The sequence below is a fragment of the Streptomyces sp. NBC_00190 genome, from assembly GCF_036203305.1.
Lineage (GTDB): Bacteria > Actinomycetota > Actinomycetes > Streptomycetales > Streptomycetaceae > Streptomyces.
Genome location: NZ_CP108131.1, coordinates 4153180 through 4173337, shown reverse-complemented (window position 1 = coordinate 4173337; position 20158 = coordinate 4153180). Strand labels below are relative to the sequence as shown.

Below are 20158 nucleotides of genomic sequence, written 5' to 3'. Positions count from 1 at the left end.
GCGCTCAGCGGTAGTACCCCTCGACCACGGCCCGCACCTCGTCGAACAGCGCCGGCCCCTCCTGCGGCACGGGCGGCCGGCCGCTGCCCGGCCTGATGTCCAGGAGCTGCTCGTCGGACAGGGCGAACACCACCCGCCGCAGTCCGGCCTGCCGGATGACCGGCTCGCACATCCCGCACGGCCGGCAGCTGGTGTACATCGTGGTTCCCGCCGCCGTGTCAGGGTCCAGCTCCCGCGCGGCCCACCTCGCCAGCTTCAGCTCGGGGTGCGCGGTGATGTCCCTGTCGGTGAGGGTCGTGTTGCGCTCCTCCGCCAGCACCGTCCCGTCCGGTCCCGCCAGCAGTGATCCGAACGGCGGGTTGCCGCCCGCGAGCGCCTCGGCCGCGAGCGCGATGGCCCGCCGGAGGAGGGCGTGGTCGTCGGGTGTGGTCATGACTGCTCCGTTCCGGTGCGGGGCGGGAAGAGGTGCGCGGCCACCGTGGCCAGTGCCTGCCAGGCAGCCTGCGGGTGGCACGTCTCGCGGGGGTCGCCGCGGTACGGGTCGAGGACGACGGCCTCGGCGCCGAGGCGCCGCAGCTGGCCGAGGTCGTCCATGACCTGGTCGATCGTGCCCTGACCGGCGAGCCGCTGCGGTCCGTCGACCGGCGCCGCGGTGAGTTCGAGGGCGATCCGGGGGGCCAGCGCGGGCACGGGGAGGTGCTGCTCGTCGGCGTGCGCCTGCAGCCTGACCACGGCTTCGCGCAGCCACGGCACGGTGCAGCGCAGCGGATGCCACGCGTCCCCGAGCCGCACGGCCCGGCGCAGCCCCGCGTCGCTGTTTCCGCCGACCCACACCGGAATCCTCCGGTCGCCGTAGGAGGCGGTGTCCGCCCAGGCCGCCCGGATGTCCCGCAGGTGCCCGTCGGTCAGCCGCCCGCGCTGCTCGAAGGGGATGCCGAGGGCGGCGAACTCCTGCCGCGCCCAGCCGACCCCCACGCCGAGGACCAGCCGGCCGCCGCTCAGCTCGTCCACGTTGGCCGCCATCCGGGCGGTGAGCAGCGGGTGCCGGTAGGGAGTGATCAGGACCGTCGTGCCGAGCCGGACCCGGGTGGTGAGGCCGGCCAGCCAGGACAAGGTGGTGAAGGGCTCGTAGAAGGGTGCCGGATAGCGCTCGGCGACATCGGGCGTGATGGCGACGTGGTCCGACACCATCAGCAGGTCGAAGCCCAGGCCCTCCACGGTCTGGGCCCAGCTCCGCAGGACTCCCGGGTCGGTGCCGGGGCCGAAATTGAGGACGTTGACTCCGATCTTCACAACCCCGAGCCTAGCCAGGCGGCAGGGGCCTGCAGAAGTAACTCCCGCCTGTTCAGGACCGGTTCACCCGTGGATTCGCCGGTAATCTGGCCGGATGACCGAGAGTCTCGATGCGACGGACTGGGCGATCCTGGCAGAACTCCAACGGGAGGGCCGGATCGCGTTCACGGAACTGGCACGGCGGGTGAACCTGAGCGCGTCGGCGACGAAGGAGCGGGTACGGCGACTGGAGGCGGCCGAGGTGATCACCGGGTACCGGGCGGAGGTGGACCTGGAGCGGACCGGGCACGGCGTACTCGCGGTGGTCCGGCTGAAGTACCCGGGGCCGGGCACCCGGCACGAGCCGTTGCGCCGCCTGCTGGAGGAGCGCGTGGAGATCCTGGAGTGCCTGCGCACCACCGGGGACGACTGCTACGTCCTCAAGGTGGCGACCACCTCGATGGCCCACCTGGAGGAAATCGTCGACGAGCTCGCCCAGTTCGGGAGCACGACCACCAACCTCGTCCTCAGCCGGCCGCTCCCGTTCACCGGGCTCCGGCGAAGGCCGCCCGCGCGGTGTCCGTGACCCGGGCCGAACTGGCGAGCGACGGCTCCGGCTAGGGTTTCCGCATGGGGAACTGGACCGCTCCGAGCGCGATCGAACGAGAACTTGCAGAGGCCAAGGAGCGCGGCGACTGGGCCGCCTTCTTCGACGCCCTCGCGCTCACCGAGCTCTTCATCCCCCAGTCCCGCGCCTATCAGGACGCGCATCCCGACATGATCCGCCGCGAGCGCTCCTACTTCCCGCAGGTCGGCGCCGACGCCTACGTCGCCTTCACGGCCGGCATGCTTCCCGTCCCGACCCCCGACCTGGTCTTCGAGCGCGAGTCCCTCGGCTGGTTCGTCGACGCCTTCCCCGCCTCCGGCGGCCCCGCGTTCCTGGCCGTCAACCCCGGCACCCCCTTCGAGGTGTTCCTCCCCGCCACCCCGGCCCACCGCGCCACCTGGGCCTTCCACCGCGACCGCAGACCCCGCGCCACCGGCCTGGAGCGGCACAAGGTCCACGCCCTGCACCTCGGCGGCCCGCTGCACGGGCCGGTGGCCTTCGGGCTAGCCTGCGGCGCGCACCTGTCCGTGAACAACGGGATGTTCTGGAACGCCATCGGTTACCACGGCGGCGGCTACAGCGACGAGCGCCGCAAGCTCAAGGAATGGTGGGGCATCACCACCCGCGAGGAGTGGCTGAGCAGCACCGAACAGCTCCTGACCGCCGACATGGTCAGCTCCGTATGGGAGTTCGCCCTCCGCGTCCGCCGTGCCCTGGCGAAGGAGTTCGCGGGGCCCGTGGACATCGAGCACTGGCGGCACGCCACCGCCTCCATCCTCCGGGCGAACGCCGAACGGGCCGCCGAGCCCCGGATCACCCCCGACGGCGTCACCATGGCCGAGCCGCGCCCGGCCGCCGAGGTCGAGGGCGAGATCGCTGGCATACAGCGGGTCATCGGCCGCATCGCCCGCTACGAGCAGCGCTTCCGCGCCGACGGGCTGCTCGCGGAAGGCAAGTACGTCCGGTCCGTCGAGGCCTGGGACTACGGCCGGGCCTCGCAGATGGCCCGCTGGGGCCTCGGCGCCCGCTTCGGCAGCCTCGCCGAGACCGAGGACGCCGTCGTGCGGGCCGGAAGGGTCTGCAAGCTCGCGTACCGCTCGTGGGAGGACCTGTCCGTCGGCTTCGTCCTCGGGCGCTGCCTGCACTTCGACGAGGAGGAGTTCGGGCACTGGTACGAGGAGATGGTCGCCACGCACCGGGCGCTGACGACCGATCCCGGCAGCCCGTGGCTCAACATCGCCTGGACGTGACGAAGACGTGTCCGGCCCGGCGCATTCCCGGCGCCGCCCGGACAGGGGCAACTAGCCTTCCCCACATGACTGTCGAGCTGAACGACACCGTGCGTACGCTGCTGGACTCCCCGCACCCCGCGGTGCTGTCCACGATCAACCCCGATGGGAGCCCGCAGAGTTCCGTCGTCTGGGTGTCCCGCGAGGGCGGCGATCTGCTGATCTCCACCGAGCAGGGCCGCCGCAAGGAGCGCAACATCGTCCGGGACGGGCGGGTCGGACTGACCGTCTTCGACCTGGCCAATCCCTTCCTCTACGCCGAGATCCGCGGCACGGCCACGGTCACCGAGGACGCCGGCCGGGCCGTCGCCACCCGGATCGCCGAGGAGTACCTCGGCCCGGGCGCCGGCAAGGAGTACCAGGACCTTCCGGCCGAGGAGGTCCGCGTCGTCCTGCGCATCACCCCGACCAAGGTCCTCGGCAACGCCGCCAAGGCCGCAGGCTAGGGCGCGGCTGTCAGATCCGGCGCAGGTTCCGGTCGAGGAGGGCCCGCAGCCGGTCCACGTCGGCCGGATCCTGCGCGCCGCGCTTGGGGAGCACGAAGACGCCGCGGGTGTTCTTGGTCTTGATCGCGAAGAACTCGTCCGTCTCGAAGTACCAGGGGAACACGCGCCATTCGATGGCGCTGGACAGTTCGCCGCCCGTGGTGGTCAGCCCGTCCTCGCGGACGACCGTCCGGCAGGCCCCGTACTCCTCCACGTCCGCGTACTGCTCCCGCGCGACGCGGGCCAGGACCCGGGGGAGCGTCACCAGCACGGCGACCACGGCGCAGGCCATCACGAAGGCCGTCGCGGTGGGCGAGAACCCCTTGAGGGTCGGCAGCGTCCACGAGAGCGCCAGGGTGAAGAGCGCGAGGAAGACCTGGCCCCGCAGCCCCGGCCAGGTCCCGAACGTGAAGCGCCGCACGGCCTTGGCGTAGTCGGCCCGCGTCGGCTCGTAGACGAAGGTGACCTGCCCGGTCGACTGCTGCACGCGGCCCCCACCCATGTTCATGACAGCGGAGCATAGCCGCAGGTCAGCCCGGTACAACAGGCTTCCGGTCAGGGAAGGCGGGGCTGGACCGCCGACCACGCGTCGACCGCCTCCGCGAGGGGTCCCGCGTCCGGGAGGTGGGGGCGTACAAGGGCCATCCGGGCGATCAGGTTCTTGATGCGGCGCAGGTGCAGGATGCGCGCGTGCGGGAGGTCGCGCCAGACGCGGGCCTGCGCCACCGCCGCCTCGGGGGTCAGGTCGATCAGGTCCAGCAGCTCCCGGCACAGGGCCGCCGGGTCCCCGCCGCGCTCCGGGCCGAACTCCCCGATCAGGTAACCGCGTACGGCGGCCAGCTCGGCCCCGCGGGCCAGGTCGCTCCCGCCCTCGTCCTGCGCGCAGCGGTGGGTCGCGGCCAGCGCCACCCGCCCCCAGCGCAGCCGGATCCCGTCGGGCACCCGGTCGTCCTGCATCCGCCCCACGGCCAGGATGCGCAGGGTCCGCGGACGGGGCTCGTCGCCCAGCGGCGGTCCGGTGGCCAGCCAGACCTCCAGCTCCGCCAGCGAGTGTCCGTCGGGCGGCACCGAGGTCAGTACCTGGCCCCGGCCGAGCAGCGCGACCACCGGGCCCGTGAGGCGGACCCTCGCCGTGTGCCCGGCGTCGAAGGAGGCGACGGGCCGCCCGTACCGCTCGATCCGGCGCAGCCACAGCCGCAGCTCCCCGACCGCGTAGACCTGCCCGGCGCGCGCCACCCCGCCGACGCACCGGACGACACACACCCCGCCCGTGACGTCGGCCTCCTCGACGGAGTACACCTGCAATGCGGCAATGGGCACCACGGCCCCCCCCTTCCCCGGCCGGGACGCTACCCCGTCACGCGGCGGACGGCGCCTCCAGGACGAGGCGGATCTCCGTCACCTCGTAGCCGGCGCGGTCAAAGGCGGCCGCCATCGGGACGTTGCCGGTGTCGGTGGTCGCGGTGATGCGGTCGGCGCCCTCGGCCGCGTGGAAGCGGGTGATCTCGGCCAGGATCTCGTCGATCAGGCCCTGTCCGCGCTGCTGCGGTACGACGCCCAGGTACCCCACGTTGCGGTGGTACGGCGTCGCCGAGGGGATCGCCATGCCGGCCAGGGTGCCGTCCGGGAGCTCGGCGAGGCGCCACCACGAGCGCTCGCCGGGGCAGTCGAGGTAGTAGGCGAAGTCCTCACGGGCCAGCTGCCCGGCGTCCATGGAGGCCAGTTCGGTCCGGGTGTGCTCGTCGAGGCTGCCGCTGGACAGGCGGGCGAAGGCGTCCAGGAACTCCTCGTCCGTGCCCTCGCGGAAGACCAGCCGCCCGGTCGGCCCGGCCGTCCCGGCAGCTGGGGTCCACTCGTAGCGCAGGCGCTCGATCGTGCTGGTCAGCCCGGCCTTGTACGCTGCCTCCCGGCGCCAGGCGACGGCCTCGGCCAGGGCCGGATCGGTCCGCCATCCCCGGGGGAGCGAGAGGTTGTAGAGCGGGAGCCCGCCGAAGGCGGCGTGCCCCGCGGCCAGGAGCCCGGCGGCGACGGCGGCCGGGTCGGTGACGCAGGCCCGCACCTGGAGGCAGTCGAGGGCGATGGGCCGCTCGCTGTCGGCGCGGCCCCACCACAGGGCGCGGGCCAGGACCTCACCGTCCTCGTCCTCGGCGAACCAGATCCACTCGGGGCGGAACTGTCCGGCGGCGAGCTCCTCGCGGATCTTCTCGGCGGTCAGGGCGGGGACGGGGCCGTCGGCCGGGTAGGCGACGGCGCGGTCCAGGTCAGCGGGGTCTGCGGTGGCAGCGCGGAAGAACATCCGGTGATGATCACATCAAGCGTCCTCGCCGGACAGGGATTTTCGGCGGCCCACGGCCGATGGCCGGCCTCCGCGGGGGAGACCGGCCATCGGGTGGGGCGTCGTGCGTGCCGCTACGACCAGGTGATCAGGCGGCGGGGGTGTTCCAGGACCGCCGCGATGTCGGCCAGGAAGCGGGAGCCGAGTTCGCCGTCGATGAGACGGTGGTCGAACGACAGCGCCAGGGTGGTGACGTGGCGCGGCTTGACCTTGCCCTTGTGGACCCACGGCTGGAGCTTGATCGCGCCGACCGCGAGGATCGCGGACTCGCCCGGGTTCAGGATCGGCGTACCGGTGTCGACGCCGAAGACGCCCACGTTGGTGATGGTGATGGTGCCGTTCTGCATGTCCGCCGGGGACGTCTTGCCGTCGCGGGCCGTGGCGACCAGCTCGGACAGGGACGTCGACAGCTCGCCGAGCGTCTTGGCGTGGGCGTCCTTGATGTTCGGGACGATCAGCCCGCGGGGGGTGGCCGCCGCGATGCCCAGGTTGACGTAGTGCTTGAGCACGATCTCCTGGGCCGCCTCGTCCCAGGACGCGTTGACGTCCGGGTTGCGGCGGATGGCCACCAGGACGGCCTTGGCGATGAGCAGCAGCGGGTTGATGCGCAGCCCCGCGAGGTCCGGGTCGGCCTTGAGCTCCTGGACCAGCTTCATCGTGCGGGTCACGTCGAAGGTGATGAACTCGGTGACGTGCGGCGCGGTGAAGGCGGAGCCGACCATGGCCTGGGCGGTGACCTTGCGGACACCCTTGACCGGGATACGGGTCTCACGGGCCTCCCGCACCGGCACCTCGGCCGCGGCGGGGGCCTGGGCCGGAGCAGGTACGGAGGCGGCAGCGGGCGCCGGCGCGGCCTGCGGGGTGAGCGCCGCGGCGGCCGCCGCGTGGACGTCCTCCCGGGTCACGACCCCGCCGTCGCCGGTGGGCACCACGACGGCAAGGTCGATGCCGAGGTCCTTGGCCAGCTTGCGCACGGGCGGCTTGGCCAGGGGCCGCTCGCCGGCCGGCTGGGCCGGGACGGCGGGGAGCACCGGGGCGGCCGGAGCCGCGGGGGCCGCCGTGCCGTTCTGCGCGGCCACGGCGGGCACCGGAGCCTTGCGCGGCCGGCGCTTGGTGGACGCGGTGGAGACGCCGTAGCCCACCAGGACGGGCTGGCGCGCCTCGGGCGCGGCCGGCTCCTCGGCGGCGACGGCCGGGGCCGCCTCCTGGACCGGGGCCTCGGCAGCGGCGCCGCCCTCCGTCTGCACCGAGATGATCACCTGGCCGACGTCGACCGTGGTGCCCTCCTCGAAGAGGAGCGCGTGCACGACGCCGTCGAACGGGATCGGCAGCTCCACGGCGGCCTTGGCCGTCTCGACCTCGCACACGACCTGGCCGTCGGTGACCGTGTCACCCGGCTGGACGTACCACTTGAGGATCTCGGCCTCGGTGAGGCCCTCGCCCACGTCGGGCATCTTGAATTCGCGGATGGTCATGAACGTGGCTCCTCAGTACGCCAGCGAGCGGTCGACGGCGTCGAGCACCCTGTCCAGGCCCGGCAGGTACTCGTCCTCCAGGCGGGCCGGCGGGTACGGGGCGTGGAAACCGCCCACGCGCAGGACCGGCGCCTCCAGGTGGTAGAAGCACCGCTCCGTGATGCGAGCGGCGATCTCCGAGCCCATACCGAGGAAGGTCGGCGCCTCGTGGACGACCACGAGCCTGCGGGTCTTCTCCACCGAGGCCTGGATCCCGTCGAAGTCGACCGGGGACATCGACCGCATGTCGACGACCTCCACCGACTTGCCCTCCTCGGCCGCCGCGGCCGCCGCCTCCAGGCAGACCTTCACCATCGGACCGTAGGCGGCCAGGGTGATGTCGGAGCCCTCGCGCGCCACGCGCGCCTTGTGCAGCTGGTAGGGGATGGCCTCGACGTCCACCTCGCCCTTGTCCCAGTAGCGGCGCTTCGGCTCGAAGAAGATCACCGGGTCGTCGCTGAGGATCGCCTGCTGGAGCATCCAGTACGCGTCGCTCGCGTTCGACGGGGAGACCACCTTGAGGCCCGGGACGTGCGCGAAGAGCGCCTCGGGGGACTCGCTGTGGTGCTCGACCGCGCCGATGCCGCCCGCGTACGGGATGCGGATGACGACCGGCATCTTGATCTTGCCCAGGGCGCGCGCGTGCATCTTCGCGAGCTGCGTGACGATCTGGTCGTACGCGGGGAAGACGAAGCCGTCGAACTGGATCTCCACGACCGGCCGGTACCCGCGCAGGGCCAGGCCGATGGCGGTGCCGACGATGCCCGACTCGGCGAGCGGGGTGTCGATGACCCGCTCCTCGCCGAAGTCCTTCTGCAGGCCGTCGGTGATCCGGAAGACACCGCCCAGCTTGCCGACGTCCTCGCCCATGATCAGGACCTTCGGGTCCTGCTCCAGGGCCTTGCGAAGCGACTCGTTGAGCGCCTTCGCGATCGACATCTTCTCGACAGCCATCAGTGACCCTCCTCGGCCGACTCGAAGGACGCGAGGTAGGCGGCGAACTGCGCGCGCTCCTCGTCGACGAGCGCGTGCCCGTCCGCGTAGACGTTCTCGAAGATCGCCATGGTGTCCGGGTCGGGCATGGAGCGCACGGCCTCGCGGACGCGCTTGCCCATGGCCTCGCTCTCGGTCTCCAACTCGGCGAAGAAGGCCTCGTCGGCGCCGCCGGTGGCCAGCAGGTGGGCCTTCAGGCGCAGGATCGGGTCCTTCGCCTCCCAGGCCGCCGTCTCCTCGTCCCGCCGGTACTTGGTCGGGTCGTCGGAGGTGGTGTGCGCGCCCATCCGGTACGTGAACGCCTCGACCAGCGTCGGGCCCTCGCCGCGGCGCGCCCGGTCCAGGGCCCAGCGGGTCACGGCCAGGCAGGCCAGCACGTCGTTGCCGTCGACGCGGACGCCGGGGAAGCCGAAGCCCTGCGCGCGCTGGTAGAGCGGGACGCGCATCTGGCGCTCGGTCGGCTCGGAGATCGCCCACTGGTTGTTCTGGCAGAAGAACACCACGGGGGAGTTGTAGACGGCGGAGAAGTTGAAGGCCTCCATCACGTCGCCCTGGCTGGACGCGCCGTCGCCGAAGTAGGCGATGACGGCCGAGTCGGCGCCGTCCTTGGCCACACCCATCGCGTAACCGGTCGCGTGCAGCGTCTGCGAGCCGATCACGATCGTGTAGAGGTGGAAGTTGTTGGTGTTCGGGTCCCAGCCACCGTGGTTCACACCGCGGAACATCCCGAGCAGGTTCGTCGGGTCGACCCCGCGGCACCAGGCCACACCGTGCTCGCGGTAGGTCGGGAAGACGTAGTCCTCGTCGTTCAGCGCCCGGCCGGAGCCGATCTGCGCTGCCTCCTGGCCGAGGAGCGAGGCCCACAGGCCCAGCTCTCCCTGGCGCTGCAGCGCGGTCGCCTCACCGTCGAAGCGGCGGGTCATGACCATGTCGCGGTACAGCCCGCGCAGGTCCTCGGTCGTGATGTCCGCGACGAAGGGGGCGAATTCCGCGTTGTCCGCGTTCTCTACCCGGTCCCCTTCGGGCGTCAGCAGCTGTACGAGCTGAGGTACGGCGTCATGCGTCTGCGCGGTGGCAGCGGCGGGCTTGGCGGCGCTTGCCGCGCCTGCCGCCCGCTTGGTGCCGCTGCTGCGTCGCGGCTTGCGCGCGGCAGTGCTCTCCACGGTCACGTGTGCTCCTCCGTCGGTCCGGCACCCGGGTTCTCCGGGGTCCAGTGCGGCTCACCTGTATCCGTAACGAGCGCACGGGGTGGGTGCGCAACGCGTTCGGGATTCAGGCGTGACAGGTGCCCCGGCGAGTGCCCTGCGCAATGCACGTTACCCAGTGCGCCGCATAACTGCGAAACCCCGTTTGACCTGCGTTTTTGCTTGGATTTCCAAGTAAATCCGCGGCCGCGGGAACAACCACTGGTCACAGCCTTGCAGGGGCCGGGAACAACGGCACGTTATCCCGGGTAACTCCGGCAGGGAAGGGGTGAGTGTGTGAAACTGACTTCGTGCGCGAAGACGGAAAAATCAAGGTATTCCTCCTGGACGACCACGAAGTGGTACGTCGGGGCGTCCACGAGCTCTTGTCGGTCGAACAGGACATCGAGATCGTGGGCGAGGCCGGTACCGCCGCCGACGCCATGGTCCGCATCCCCGCCACCCGTCCCGACGTGGCCGTCCTCGACGTGCGCCTGCCCGACGGCAGCGGTGTGGAGGTGTGCCGCGAGGTCCGCTCCCACAACGAGGACGTCAAATGCCTGATGCTGACGTCGTTCGCCGACGACGAGGCACTGTTCGACGCGATCATGGCCGGCGCCTCCGGCTACGTGCTCAAGGCGATCCGCGGGAACGAGCTGCTCAGCGCCGTACGTGACGTCGCGGCCGGAAAATCGCTGCTCGACCCGGTGGCCACCGCGCGGGTGCTGGAGCGGCTGCGCGACGGCAAGAACGGCAAGAACGACGACCGCCTGTCCAACCTCACCGATCAGGAGCGGAAGATCCTCGACCTGATCGGCGAGGGCCTGACCAACCGCGCCATCGGCGAACGGCTGCACCTGGCCGAGAAGACGATCAAGAACTACGTCTCCAGCCTGCTCTCCAAGCTGGGCATGGAGCGCCGCTCGCAGGCCGCCGCGTACGTGGCCCGCCTGCAGGCGGAGAAGAGCCGCTAGGCGGCTGCGCCGGGTGCCGTACGGCCGGGCCGGCTTGAGAATGCGCGCCGGTTCCGGCCCCCGCCGAACTGGAAACCGAACCGGAACTATTCGGTCCCGATCCGCAATTCGTGGACGGAGCGGACTTCCACCCGGTCCACGTATGTATCGAACCTCAGTTCGTCACCGTGCACTCTCTTGCCGACAATCCCGGCCGTGAATACCAGCAGGCACTCTGACCAGGTCATTCTTCGGAAGTGACGCCGCCCGTCTCCACGGGCTTCGACGGCGAGTTCGTGACCGACTTCGACACCGTCGGCGTCGGGGAGGACGTGGCCGACTTCGACGACGAGGCCGAAGCCGTGGGCGAGGTCGAAACCGTGGGCGAGGGCGGCGAACTGAAGGTCTGGGACCGGGTACGGCTCGACGTGGGCGAGGTGTTCCACGTCGGGCTGTCGTCGGGGCTCGCCTGGGACGACGCCGTCGACGGGGTACCGGAGGCGCTCGGCTGACCGCCGGTGGAGGTCTGGACGTTACTCGGCGGGCTCTTCTGGTCGCTCTTGCCGCCGCCCACGGTCTTGACCGCGTAGGCCACACCGCCGGCGACCGCGATGATCGCGAGCACCGCGAACAACCACATCTTCCAGCGGCCGGTGCCGCGGTCCTCGTATCCGTCGTAGCCGCCGTGGCCGTGGCTGCCCTGGCCGTTGCCGCCCCCGCCGGGGAATGCCGAGCCGTCGTCGGGGTTCAGCGGCGGCACCATCGCGCGCTGGAACTGCGAGGTCGAGGCGTTCGAGGAGTAGTTCTGCTGCCCGCCGGCGCCGCTCACGGGCATGGCCGTGGTGGCCGCCGCCCCGCCCCGCCCGTGCGGCAGGGCCATGGCGACCGGACCGGTGTTCCAGGTGCCCGTGTTGGGCCCCTGGTCGTGCAGCATCTGGAGCGCGTACTGGACCAGCCCGCGCATCTCCTCGGCGCTCTGGAACCGGTCGTCCGGGTCCTTGGCCAGCGATCGCATGACCAGGCCGTCGAGTTCCTGCGGAAGGTGCTGACCCTCCGGCAGCTGCGAGGGCGGCACGGGCGAGTCCTGGACGTGCTGGTAGACCACCGAGAGCGGGGTCTCACCGGTGAACGGCGGCCGCAGCGCGAGCAGTTCGTACAGCAGGCAGCCGGTCGCGTACAGGTCGGAGCGGTGGTCCACGGCCTTGCCGAGGGCCTGCTCGGGCGACAGGTACTGCGGGGTGCCCATGACCATGCCGGTCTGGGTCATCGTCGACTGGGCGCCGTGCAGGGCGCGGGCGATGCCGAAGTCCATCACCTTCACCGCGCCGGTCTCGGTGATGATGACGTTCGCCGGCTTGATGTCACGGTGCACGATGCCGTGCTGGTGCGAGTACGCGAGCGCTTCGAGCACACCCGACGTGATGATGAGCGCCTGCTCGGGGCCCGGGGCCTCGGCGCTGATCAGCAGGTCGCGGATGGTGCGGCCCTCGACCAGCTCCATCACGATGTACGGGACGGTGTTCGGGCCGACCCGGTCCTCGCCCGAGTCGTACACGGCGACGACGGCGTGGTGGTTGAGCCCGGCCACGGACTGCGCCTCGCGCGTGAACCGGGCCTTGGACACCGGGTCCTCGGCCAGGTCGGCGCGCAGCAGCTTCACCGCGACGGTGCGGCCGAGGCGCACGTCCTCGGCGGCGAACACCTCGGCCATGCCGCCGCGGCCCAGCCTGTGGGTCAGCCGGTAACGGCCGTCCCCCACCAGGCCGCCGGCGCCCCAGTGCTCAGGACCATCGGCCATCCCGGCGCCGTTTCCCTCGGGTTCGGGTGCCATCAGTCCTCGCCGTCGTCTCTCTCGGCCGCCGCTCAGCGGTGTCCTCTTCTTTGATGCTCCGATGAACGCTACAGCCTCGGAACCGGTCACCGTTCGGACAAGGCTCCGTGTACGCGTGTGGTCACGGAACGGGTACCTGGCTTGACGTGTGCTTGCCCTCCGGCAGACTGGGCCCGACATGCGCTCAGCCAGACGCGTAGGGACACATCCCGAGGGGAAGCAACAGTCATGAGCCAGGACGGCACTCAGGGCCAGTACGCGGGCGGCTCTCTGGCCGGTGGCCGTTACCAGCTAAGGGACTTGCTGGGTGCGGGCGGCATGGCCTCCGTGTATCTGGCCTACGACTCGGCGCTCGACCGGCAGGTCGCCATCAAGACGTTGCACAGCGACCTCGGCCGCGAGCAGTCCTTCCGGGAGCGTTTCCGCCGCGAGGCCCAGGCTGTAGCCAAACTGTCGCACACGAACATCGTCTCGGTATTCGATACCGGTGAAGGCGAGGTGACGTTCGGCACGGGCGCGGGTGACGGCGCGGTGATGCCGTACATCGTCATGGAGTACGTGGAGGGCCAGCCGCTCGGCTCGGTGCTCAACGCGGACATCCGCCAGTACGGGGCCATGCCGGCGGAGAAGGCGCTGAAGGTGACGGCCGATGTGCTGGCCGCGCTGGAGACCAGCCACGAGATGGGCCTGGTCCACCGCGACATCAAGCCCGGCAACGTCATGGTGAACAAGCGCGGCGTGGTCAAGGTGATGGACTTCGGCATCGCGCGCGCCATGCAGTCCGGCGTCACCTCGATGACGCAGACCGGCATGGTCGTCGGCACCCCGCAGTACCTGTCGCCGGAGCAGGCGCTGGGGCGCGGGGTCGACGCCCGGTCCGACCTGTACTCGGTCGGCATCATGCTGTTCCAGCTGCTGACCGGGCGGATCCCGTTCGACGCCGACTCGCCGCTGGCCATCGCGTACGCGCACGTGCAGGAGGAGCCGGTCGCGCCGTCCTCCATCAACCGCTCGGTGACCCCGGCGATGGACGCGCTGGTGGCGCGGGCCCTGAAGAAGAACCCGAACGAGCGCTTCCCCACGGCCGCGGCCATGGGCGACGAGGTCGCGCGCGTGCTGGGCTCCGGGCAGACCGGGGCCCCGGTCATCGTCCAGGGCGCCCCCACGGGCGGCAGCGGCGCGGGCGTGGCCTCGGCCGTGTTCCCGCCGGTGGACTCCGGGTTCCAGACGGCGCCGTCCGTGCAGCAGCCGTACCAGCCGCAGCCGCACACCCAGGCGCCGTCCCCGTACGCGCCGACGCCCGCCCCGCAGCCGCAGGGCGGCTACGCCTACCCGCACACTCCCCCGCCGCACCAGCAGTACGCGCCGCCGACCCCGCCGCCGTACACGATCTCGCCGGCGACCACGGCGAGCACGGCCGCCGGCGGGGCCGGGGGCGACAAGCGGAACATGCCGGTGATCGTGGGCGCGATCGTGGTGGCCCTGCTGGCCGTCGGCGGCCTGATCGCCGCGATCTCGCTGAACGGCAACGACGACAAGAAGGACAACGCGGCGACCGCGGGCGGCTCGGCGGCGCCGTCCGGCTCGGCCAAGGCCGGGTTCAAGGGGCCGGACCCCTCGCGCACGATCGACCCGAAGAAGTGCAAGGAGCCGACGAAGCACTACAAGGACGCGGGGAAGTACCAGGCGCCGGACCTGCGCTACAAGAACCTGCTCTCCGTGAAGGAGTGCATCCAGGCCTCGGGCGGCAAGTACACGATCGTCGAGAAGGACGAGGCCGTGTACGGCAAGGACATGGTGCTGGAGCAGAACCCGCGCCCCGACGACCCGATCAACAAGGAGGGCACGGAGTACACGCTGACCGTGTCCACCGGCAATCCGGAGTAGCGGCTCAGGCTCCTCGGCCCGGTCAGGGCGCGACACACCGGCATCCCGGGTACCCGATAAGGGGCCCGGGATGCCGGTTTTGCCCCATTATGTAAATCTAAGCGGGACAGCTCGGTCTCTCGGGACGGGAGGGGCACCCGTGATCCAAGGTTTCCGCCCGCCGCGCCGGCTGGCCCGGGCCGTCCTGACCGCCGCCGCGTTCGCGGCCGTCGGCCCGGTGTACGCCGTTCCCGCGCTCGCCGTTCCCGTGTTCACCACTGCCGCACTCACTGCTCCCGCGCTCGCCGTTCCCGCGCTCGTCGTTCCCGTACTGACCGATCCCGCGCCCGTACTGGACGACGTGCCGGACGCCGTGCGCGAGGGGCTCGCCGGCAGCGCCGCCGGGTCCGGGCGGGAGCGGCCCGGCAGGCCCGCCACCGAGCCCGCGAACCCGGAGATGCTGGTCGCCTCGCGCCCGCTGCCGGTCCGGCCGCCGCGCCTCCATCCCCCCGCGCTCCCCGACCCGCCGCAGGTCGCACCGACCCCGCCCGAGGCCGTCGTCCGGGCGATCGGCACCGAGCCGAACGACCGGGCCGCCGACCTGGCCGCCCACATACTGCCGCTGGGCACCGGATTCGCCCTGATGGGACTGGGGCTGGGCTACCTCGGCGTACGGCTGCGGCGAGGGCTCTAGCCCCCGCCGGCCGGCGCGTCCCCCTTCAGACGTACGACCGGAGTTGGTTGCCCAGAGTGAACATACTCGGTATACATACTGAGTATGTCGATCCGCCACGGCCTTCTGGCCCTCCTCGAACGGGGTCCTCGGTACGGCTCCCAGCTGCGCACCGAGTTCGAATCACGCACCGGCTCCACCTGGCCGCTCAACGTCGGGCAGGTGTACACCACCCTCGCCCGCCTGGAACGGGACGGCCTGGTCGCCCCCGGCGGCGAGGACGCCGCCGGGCACACCCTGTACGCCATCACCGACACCGGCCGCACGGAACTGCGCGAGTGGTACGAGCGCCCCGTCGACCGCGCCAACCCGCCCCGTGACGAGCTGTCCATCAAGCTCGCCATGGCCGTGGGCGCTCCCGGCGTGGACATCCGCGCCGTCATCCAGTCCCAGCGGCACGCCACGATCAAGGCGATGCAGGACTACACGCGGCTCAAGGCCACGGCGCTCGCCGCGGTCGAGAGCGGGCGGTCCCGCGAACGCGACGACGTGGCCTGGCTGCTGGTCCTCGAACAGCTCATCTTCCAGACCGAGGCCGAGGCCCGCTGGCTCGACCACTGCGAATCCCGGCTCGTCCGGCTCTCCCTGACGGCCGACGGGAGAGCCGCCGCGGCCGCACCGCCCCAGGCCGCCGACACCGGGACCGAAGCCGACGAATCCGTCCCGGCCGCCGCCCCGGCCACCACCGCCCGACCCCGCAGCGCCCGCACGCGGCGCGGCTGAACCGCCTTCAGGGGGGAACCCTTCATGCCTGATCAGCGCAACGCCCAGCACCCCGTACTCCAGTTGCAGCAGCTCGTCCGCACTCACGGCAGCGGAGCCACCGAGGTCCACGCCCTGCGCGGCATCGACCTCTCCGTCTTCCCCGGCGAGCTCGTCGCCGTGATGGGCCCCTCCGGCTCCGGCAAGTCCACGCTGCTCACCCTCGCCGGCGGACTCGACACACCCAGCAGCGGCCGGGTCTTCGTCGAGGGCACCGACATCACCACCGCGGGCCGCAAGGAACTGGCCGCGCTGCGCCGGCGCAGCATCGGGTACGTCTTCCAGGACTACAACCTGATACCGGCCCTCACCGCCGCCGAGAACGTGGCCCTGCCCCTGGAACTCGACGGCACCTCCGCCCGCAAGGCCCGTGTCGCCGCGCTCGCCGCACTGGAGGAGATGGGCCTGGGCCGGCTCGCCGACCGCTTCCCCGACGAGGTGTCCGGCGGCCAGCAGCAGCGCGTGGCCATCGCCCGCGCGCTGGTCGGCGACCGCCGCCTGGTCCTCGCCGACGAGCCCACCGGCGCCCTCGACTCCGAGACCGGCGAATCCGTCCTCGCCCTGCTGCGCTCCCGCTGCGACGCCGGCGCGGCCGGGGTCCTGGTCACGCACGAGCCGCGGTTCGCCGCCTGGGCGGACCGCGTGGTCTTCCTGCGCGACGGCACCGTGGTCGACGAGACGCTGCGCAGCCAGGCCGACTCCCTCCTCTCGGGGCAGGCGGCCGGCCAGTGATCTCCTGGTACCACTCCTGGGTCGCGGCCATCCGCATAGCCCGCCGCGACGCCTGGCGCTCCAAGGGCCGCAGCATCCTCGTCCTCGCGATGATCGCCCTGCCGATCGTCGGAGTGAGTGCGGCGGACCTGACGATGCGCAGCGCCCAACTCTCCGTGGAGCAGGACCTTCAGCGCCGCCTCGGCGCCGCCGACGCCGAGCTCCGCCTGTCCCGCATGAACGTGCCGATCTACCAGAGCCCGGACGGCGAGCGCTTCGCTCCGGTCGGTGGCTACGACTCGTACGAACCACCCCAGGAGGAGAACCCGGAACTGCTGCCGCAGTCGCTCCCGGCGGGCGCCCAGGCCGTCAAGGACAGCACCGGGCAAGCCAAACTGCGCACCACGCACGGGCTCCTCGTCACCAACCTGCGTGAGATCGACACGCACAGCCCGCTGGTGGAGGGCCGCTTGACCCTCGACCGGGGCCGGCTGCCCGAGGCGGCGGGCGAGGTCATCGCCACCACCGCCTTCCTGAAGGAGTCCGGCTACTTCGTCGGCTCCAGCGTCAACCCGCGCGGCACTGAGCACGAGTACAAGATCGTGGGCGCCTACGAACTGCCCAACGCGCTCAAGGAAGTGCAGCTCATCGCGCAGCCGGGGACCCTGCTGACCCCGGTCGACAAGGCCCTGCAGGCCGCCGGGGTGCCCGGGGTACGGGCCGACGACAAGTACCTCGTGAAGGTCGGCGGCGCCGATGGTTTCACGTGGAACATGGTCAAGGAGGCCAACGGCAAGGGCGTGATCGCCATCTCGCGTGCCGTCGCCCTCCACAAGCCCGCCGATTCCGACGTGCCGCTGTACGCGCAGGAGCCGAAGGACCGGTTCACCGACGGCTCGTCCCGCGCCCTCGAAACGGCGGTCCTGGCCACCGTCGTCGGTCTCGCCATGCTGGAGATCTGCCTGCTCGCCGGACCCGCCTTCGCGGTCGGCGCGCGGCGCTCGCGCCGCCAGCTCGGGCTCGTCGGCGCCAACGGCGGCGACCGGCGGCACATCCGGGCCATCGTGCTCTCCGGCGGCCTGGTCATCGGCGCCGCCGCCGCCGTCGTCGGTACCGTCATCGGCATCGCCCTCACCCTCGGGCTGCGGCCCCTGCTGGAGGAGTACCTCGGCCTGCGCTGGGGCGGGTTCGAGCTCCGTCCGCTGGAGCTGGCCGCCATCGCCCTGCTCGCCGTGGTGACCGGCCTGCTGGCCGCCATCGCCCCCGCGGTCACCGCCTCGCGGCAGACCGTGCTGGCCTCGCTCACCGGGCGCCGCGGCATCCGCCGGGCCAACCGGGTGCTGCCGGTCATCGGCCTGATCGCCCTCGCGGGCGGCGCCGCCATCGCCCTGTACGGCACGGTGTCCGAGATGGGCTCCCTGGTCATCGCGGGCGGCAGCGCCATCGCCGAGCTCGGCGTGGTCGCCCTCACGCCGGTGCTGGTCGGCCTCTTCGGGCGGATCGGGCGCTGGCTGCCGCTGTCGCCGCGGCTCGCGCTGCGCGACGCCGTGCGCAACCGGGGGCGCACGGCGCCCGCCGTGGCCGCGGTCCTGGCCGCCGTGGCCGGCACCGTCGCGGTGGCGACGTACCAGCACAGCCAGGACGTCCAGTCCCGGCACGAGTACGTCGCAGACCTGCCGCGCAACGCCGGAGTGGTCTCGCTCGCCGACAACAGCGCCTACAAGGACGTGCCGGCCGTGCGCGAAGCCCTGTCCAAGGAGTTCTCGCCGTCCGTACGGGCCGACGTGGAGCGCCTGGTCGTCGGCAGGCCGGGCTGCGACTCGTACTCGAACGACGCCGGCTGCGGGCGCGCCGAGATCGTCGTGCCCAAGGATCAGCGGTGCCCGTTCTCCGAATCCCCGCACGGACCCGCGGACTTCACCCCCGAGCAGGTCAAGGAGCTGCGCAAGGACTGGCGTTGCGCGATGCCCCGGCACCAGAACTTCTTGGAGAACGACGCGGTCGTCGCCGACGAGCAGTTGCTGACCGCGCTGGCCGTGACCGACCCGGGCGCCGCGGCCGCACTGAAGTCGGGCAAGCCCGTCTCCTTCGACAAGCAGAACGTGAAGGACGGCAAGGTCACCATCCGGCTCATCACCGACCCGGACGCGGCCGACAACGCGCGCGGCAAGCGCGAGGAGGCGCCGGGCGAGGACAAGGTCCTTCCCGTCTACCAGGTGCCGGAGGGCGTCAACGGCTGGGGCTTCAAGCTCGTGCTGCCCGCCGCGACGGCCAAGGCCGCCGGGATGGCGACGGCTCCGTACGGCTCGTACTTCGCGCTCGACGGCGCGCCGAGCAGCGAGCAGCGCCAGCGGCTGGACGGCCTTTTCGACAGGATGGGCGTGGACGCCAACGTCAAGATCGAGCAGGGCTACCAGGGAGACAACAGCATCGAGATGCTCGCCCTGGCCATCTTCGCGGGCCTGGTCACCATCGGCGCGGCCGGCATCGCCACCGGGCTCGCCCAGGCCGACGCCGAGGCCGACCTGAAGACGCTGGCCGCGGTCGGCGCGCCCCCGCGGGTACGGCGCACGCTGAGCGGCTTCCAGTGCGGGGTGATCGCCCTGATGGGCGTCGTCCTGGGCTCGGCGGCCGGCATCCTGCCGGCGGTCGGACTCCGGCTCGCCCAGGCCCGCGAGACGGAACGGTTCCTGGAGCGGGCCATCACGATGGGGTACGAGTCCTCGGACACCGAGGTCTACGTGCCGATCGCGGTGCCCTGGGAGACCCTCGGCGGGCTGCTGATCGCGGTCCCGCTGGGCGCGGCGCTGCTGGCCGCCCTGGTCACCCGGTCCAACGGGGCGCTCGCCCGGCGGGCCGCCGGGTAGTGAGCACGGAGTGACGAGTTGCCTCCGTACAGGGTGGATCACGCTCGTACGGGGGCACACCGTCTGCTAACGAAGGTGTGCGAGAGAATGACGGCATGGAGATGCCGAGGAGTGAACGGTCGCAGGACAGTCCCCCGCACGTCCTGATCGTCGGACAGGACGGGATGACGGTCGGCGGCGCCGATGACGAGTCGCGCGAGGTCCCGGTGACGGAGATGGTCGAACAGCCCGCCAAGGTCATGCGGATCGGCAGCATGATCAAGCAACTCCTGGAAGAGGTACGCGCCGCGCCTCTCGACGAGGCGAGCCGGGTCCGGCTCAAGGACATCCATGCCGCCTCGGTGAAGGAACTGGAGGACGGCCTGGCCCCCGAGCTCGTGGAGGAACTGGAGCGCCTGTCCCTCCCGTTCACCAACGAGGCCATTCCTTCCGAGGCAGAACTGCGCATCGCCCAGGCGCAGTTGGTGGGCTGGCTGGAGGGCCTGTTCCACGGCATCCAGACGGCCCTGTTCGCGCAGCAGATGGCGGCACGGGCCCAGTTGGAGCAGATGCGCCGGGCCCTGCCGGCCGGCGCCCCGCACGACGACGAGGACGACAGCGGCCACGGGGCGATCCGCTCGGGCCCGTACCTCTAGCCACCCGGCGGTCAGCAGCACCACGGCGGGTCCGGATCGCCTTCACGGCGATGCGGACCCGCCTCCGTCTTTTCGGCCCCGCCGGGGAGGGCCGTCCGAAGGGCCGTCCGGGAAGGGCCGT

General features: G+C 71.8%; 19 protein-coding genes. 10 read left to right on the top strand and 9 right to left on the bottom strand.

Annotation, left to right across the window (positions count from 1 at the left end; all coding sequences use genetic code 11):
* Positions 1-4: 4 nt before the first annotated feature.
* Both OG429_RS20060 and OG429_RS20055 read right to left on the bottom strand, forming a co-directional pair.
* Positions 5-433, bottom strand: coding sequence for a nucleoside deaminase (locus OG429_RS20060; RefSeq protein ID WP_328926665.1), 429 nt, complete (start codon positions 431-433; stop codon positions 5-7).
* On the bottom strand, positions 430-1293 hold the full coding sequence (locus OG429_RS20055) for an LLM class flavin-dependent oxidoreductase (RefSeq protein ID WP_328926664.1): 864 nt from the start codon (positions 1291-1293) through the stop codon (positions 430-432). Before OG429_RS20055 ends, OG429_RS20060 begins: the two co-directional genes overlap by 4 nt.
* A 94-nt stretch (positions 1294-1387) precedes the next feature.
* On the opposite strand from OG429_RS20055, the gene OG429_RS20050 reads away from it, so the two are divergent.
* The 3 genes from OG429_RS20050 (at position 1388) to OG429_RS20040 (ending at position 3614) form a co-directional block, all read left to right on the top strand.
* Positions 1388-1858, top strand: a complete 471-nt coding sequence (locus tag OG429_RS20050; protein ID WP_328926663.1) for an Lrp/AsnC family transcriptional regulator — start codon at positions 1388-1390, stop codon at positions 1856-1858.
* Positions 1859-1902: 44 nt separating this feature from the next.
* On the top strand, positions 1903-3129 hold the full coding sequence (locus OG429_RS20045; RefSeq protein WP_328926662.1) for a DUF1266 domain-containing protein: 1227 nt from the start codon (positions 1903-1905) through the stop codon (positions 3127-3129).
* A gap of 65 nt (positions 3130-3194) precedes the next feature.
* Positions 3195-3614: a PPOX class F420-dependent oxidoreductase gene (locus OG429_RS20040; RefSeq protein WP_328926661.1), complete on the top strand. Its 420-nt coding sequence runs from the start codon at positions 3195-3197 to the stop codon at positions 3612-3614.
* 10 nt (positions 3615-3624) lie between these two features.
* Here OG429_RS20040 and OG429_RS20035 read toward each other — a convergent pair whose 3' ends face one another.
* From OG429_RS20035 to pdhA, 6 genes are all read right to left on the bottom strand, one after another.
* Positions 3625-4161 carry a YcxB family protein gene (locus OG429_RS20035; RefSeq protein ID WP_328926660.1) on the bottom strand — a complete coding sequence of 179 codons (537 nt, stop codon included), beginning with the start codon at positions 4159-4161 and terminating at the stop codon, positions 3625-3627.
* A gap of 47 nt (positions 4162-4208) precedes the next feature.
* Positions 4209-4976, bottom strand: a complete 768-nt coding sequence (locus OG429_RS20030) for a hypothetical protein (RefSeq protein WP_328926659.1) — start codon at positions 4974-4976, stop codon at positions 4209-4211.
* Between the two features lie 34 nt (positions 4977-5010).
* Positions 5011-5949, bottom strand: a complete 939-nt coding sequence (locus tag OG429_RS20025) for a GNAT family N-acetyltransferase (RefSeq protein WP_328926658.1) — start codon at positions 5947-5949, stop codon at positions 5011-5013.
* 113 nt (positions 5950-6062) lie between these two features.
* On the bottom strand, positions 6063-7463 hold the full coding sequence (locus OG429_RS20020) for a dihydrolipoamide acetyltransferase family protein (protein ID WP_328926657.1): 1401 nt from the start codon (positions 7461-7463) through the stop codon (positions 6063-6065).
* Between the two features lie 12 nt (positions 7464-7475).
* Positions 7476-8456 (bottom strand): alpha-ketoacid dehydrogenase subunit beta, encoded by a 981-nt coding sequence (locus OG429_RS20015; protein ID WP_328926656.1) that lies wholly within the window; start codon positions 8454-8456, stop codon positions 7476-7478.
* Complete coding sequence (pdhA, locus tag OG429_RS20010) at positions 8456-9664, bottom strand: pyruvate dehydrogenase (acetyl-transferring) E1 component subunit alpha (RefSeq protein WP_328926655.1); 1209 nt, start codon at positions 9662-9664, stop codon at positions 8456-8458. The genes OG429_RS20015 and pdhA overlap by 1 nt, the downstream gene beginning before the upstream one ends.
* A gap of 326 nt (positions 9665-9990) precedes the next feature.
* Between pdhA and OG429_RS20005 the strand changes: the two genes are divergently transcribed.
* Positions 9991-10653 (top strand): response regulator transcription factor, encoded by a 663-nt coding sequence (locus OG429_RS20005; protein ID WP_328926654.1) that lies wholly within the window; start codon positions 9991-9993, stop codon positions 10651-10653.
* Positions 10654-10876: 223 nt separating this feature from the next.
* Here OG429_RS20005 and OG429_RS20000 read toward each other — a convergent pair whose 3' ends face one another.
* Positions 10877-12463 carry a protein kinase domain-containing protein gene (locus OG429_RS20000; protein ID WP_328926653.1) on the bottom strand — a complete coding sequence of 529 codons (1587 nt, stop codon included), beginning with the start codon at positions 12461-12463 and terminating at the stop codon, positions 10877-10879.
* 228 nt (positions 12464-12691) lie between these two features.
* Between OG429_RS20000 and OG429_RS19995 the strand changes: the two genes are divergently transcribed.
* From OG429_RS19995 to OG429_RS19970, 6 genes are all read left to right on the top strand, one after another.
* Positions 12692-14350, top strand: a complete 1659-nt coding sequence (locus tag OG429_RS19995; protein ID WP_328926652.1) for a protein kinase domain-containing protein — start codon at positions 12692-12694, stop codon at positions 14348-14350.
* Positions 14351-14489: 139 nt separating this feature from the next.
* Positions 14490-15023, top strand: a complete 534-nt coding sequence (locus OG429_RS19990; RefSeq protein ID WP_328926651.1) for a hypothetical protein — start codon at positions 14490-14492, stop codon at positions 15021-15023.
* Between the two features lie 84 nt (positions 15024-15107).
* Complete coding sequence (locus OG429_RS19985; protein WP_328926650.1) at positions 15108-15785, top strand: PadR family transcriptional regulator; 678 nt, start codon at positions 15108-15110, stop codon at positions 15783-15785.
* A gap of 24 nt (positions 15786-15809) precedes the next feature.
* Positions 15810-16556: an ABC transporter ATP-binding protein gene (locus tag OG429_RS19980; RefSeq protein ID WP_328926649.1), complete on the top strand. Its 747-nt coding sequence runs from the start codon at positions 15810-15812 to the stop codon at positions 16554-16556.
* Positions 16553-19402 carry an ABC transporter permease gene (locus OG429_RS19975; RefSeq protein WP_328926648.1) on the top strand — a complete coding sequence of 950 codons (2850 nt, stop codon included), beginning with the start codon at positions 16553-16555 and terminating at the stop codon, positions 19400-19402. Before OG429_RS19980 ends, OG429_RS19975 begins: the two co-directional genes overlap by 4 nt.
* Before the next feature lie 95 nt (positions 19403-19497).
* Entirely contained in the window at positions 19498-20037 is a 540-nt protein-coding gene (locus OG429_RS19970; protein WP_328926647.1) for a bacterial proteasome activator family protein, read from the top strand.
* The last annotated feature ends 121 nt before the right edge of the window (positions 20038-20158 follow it).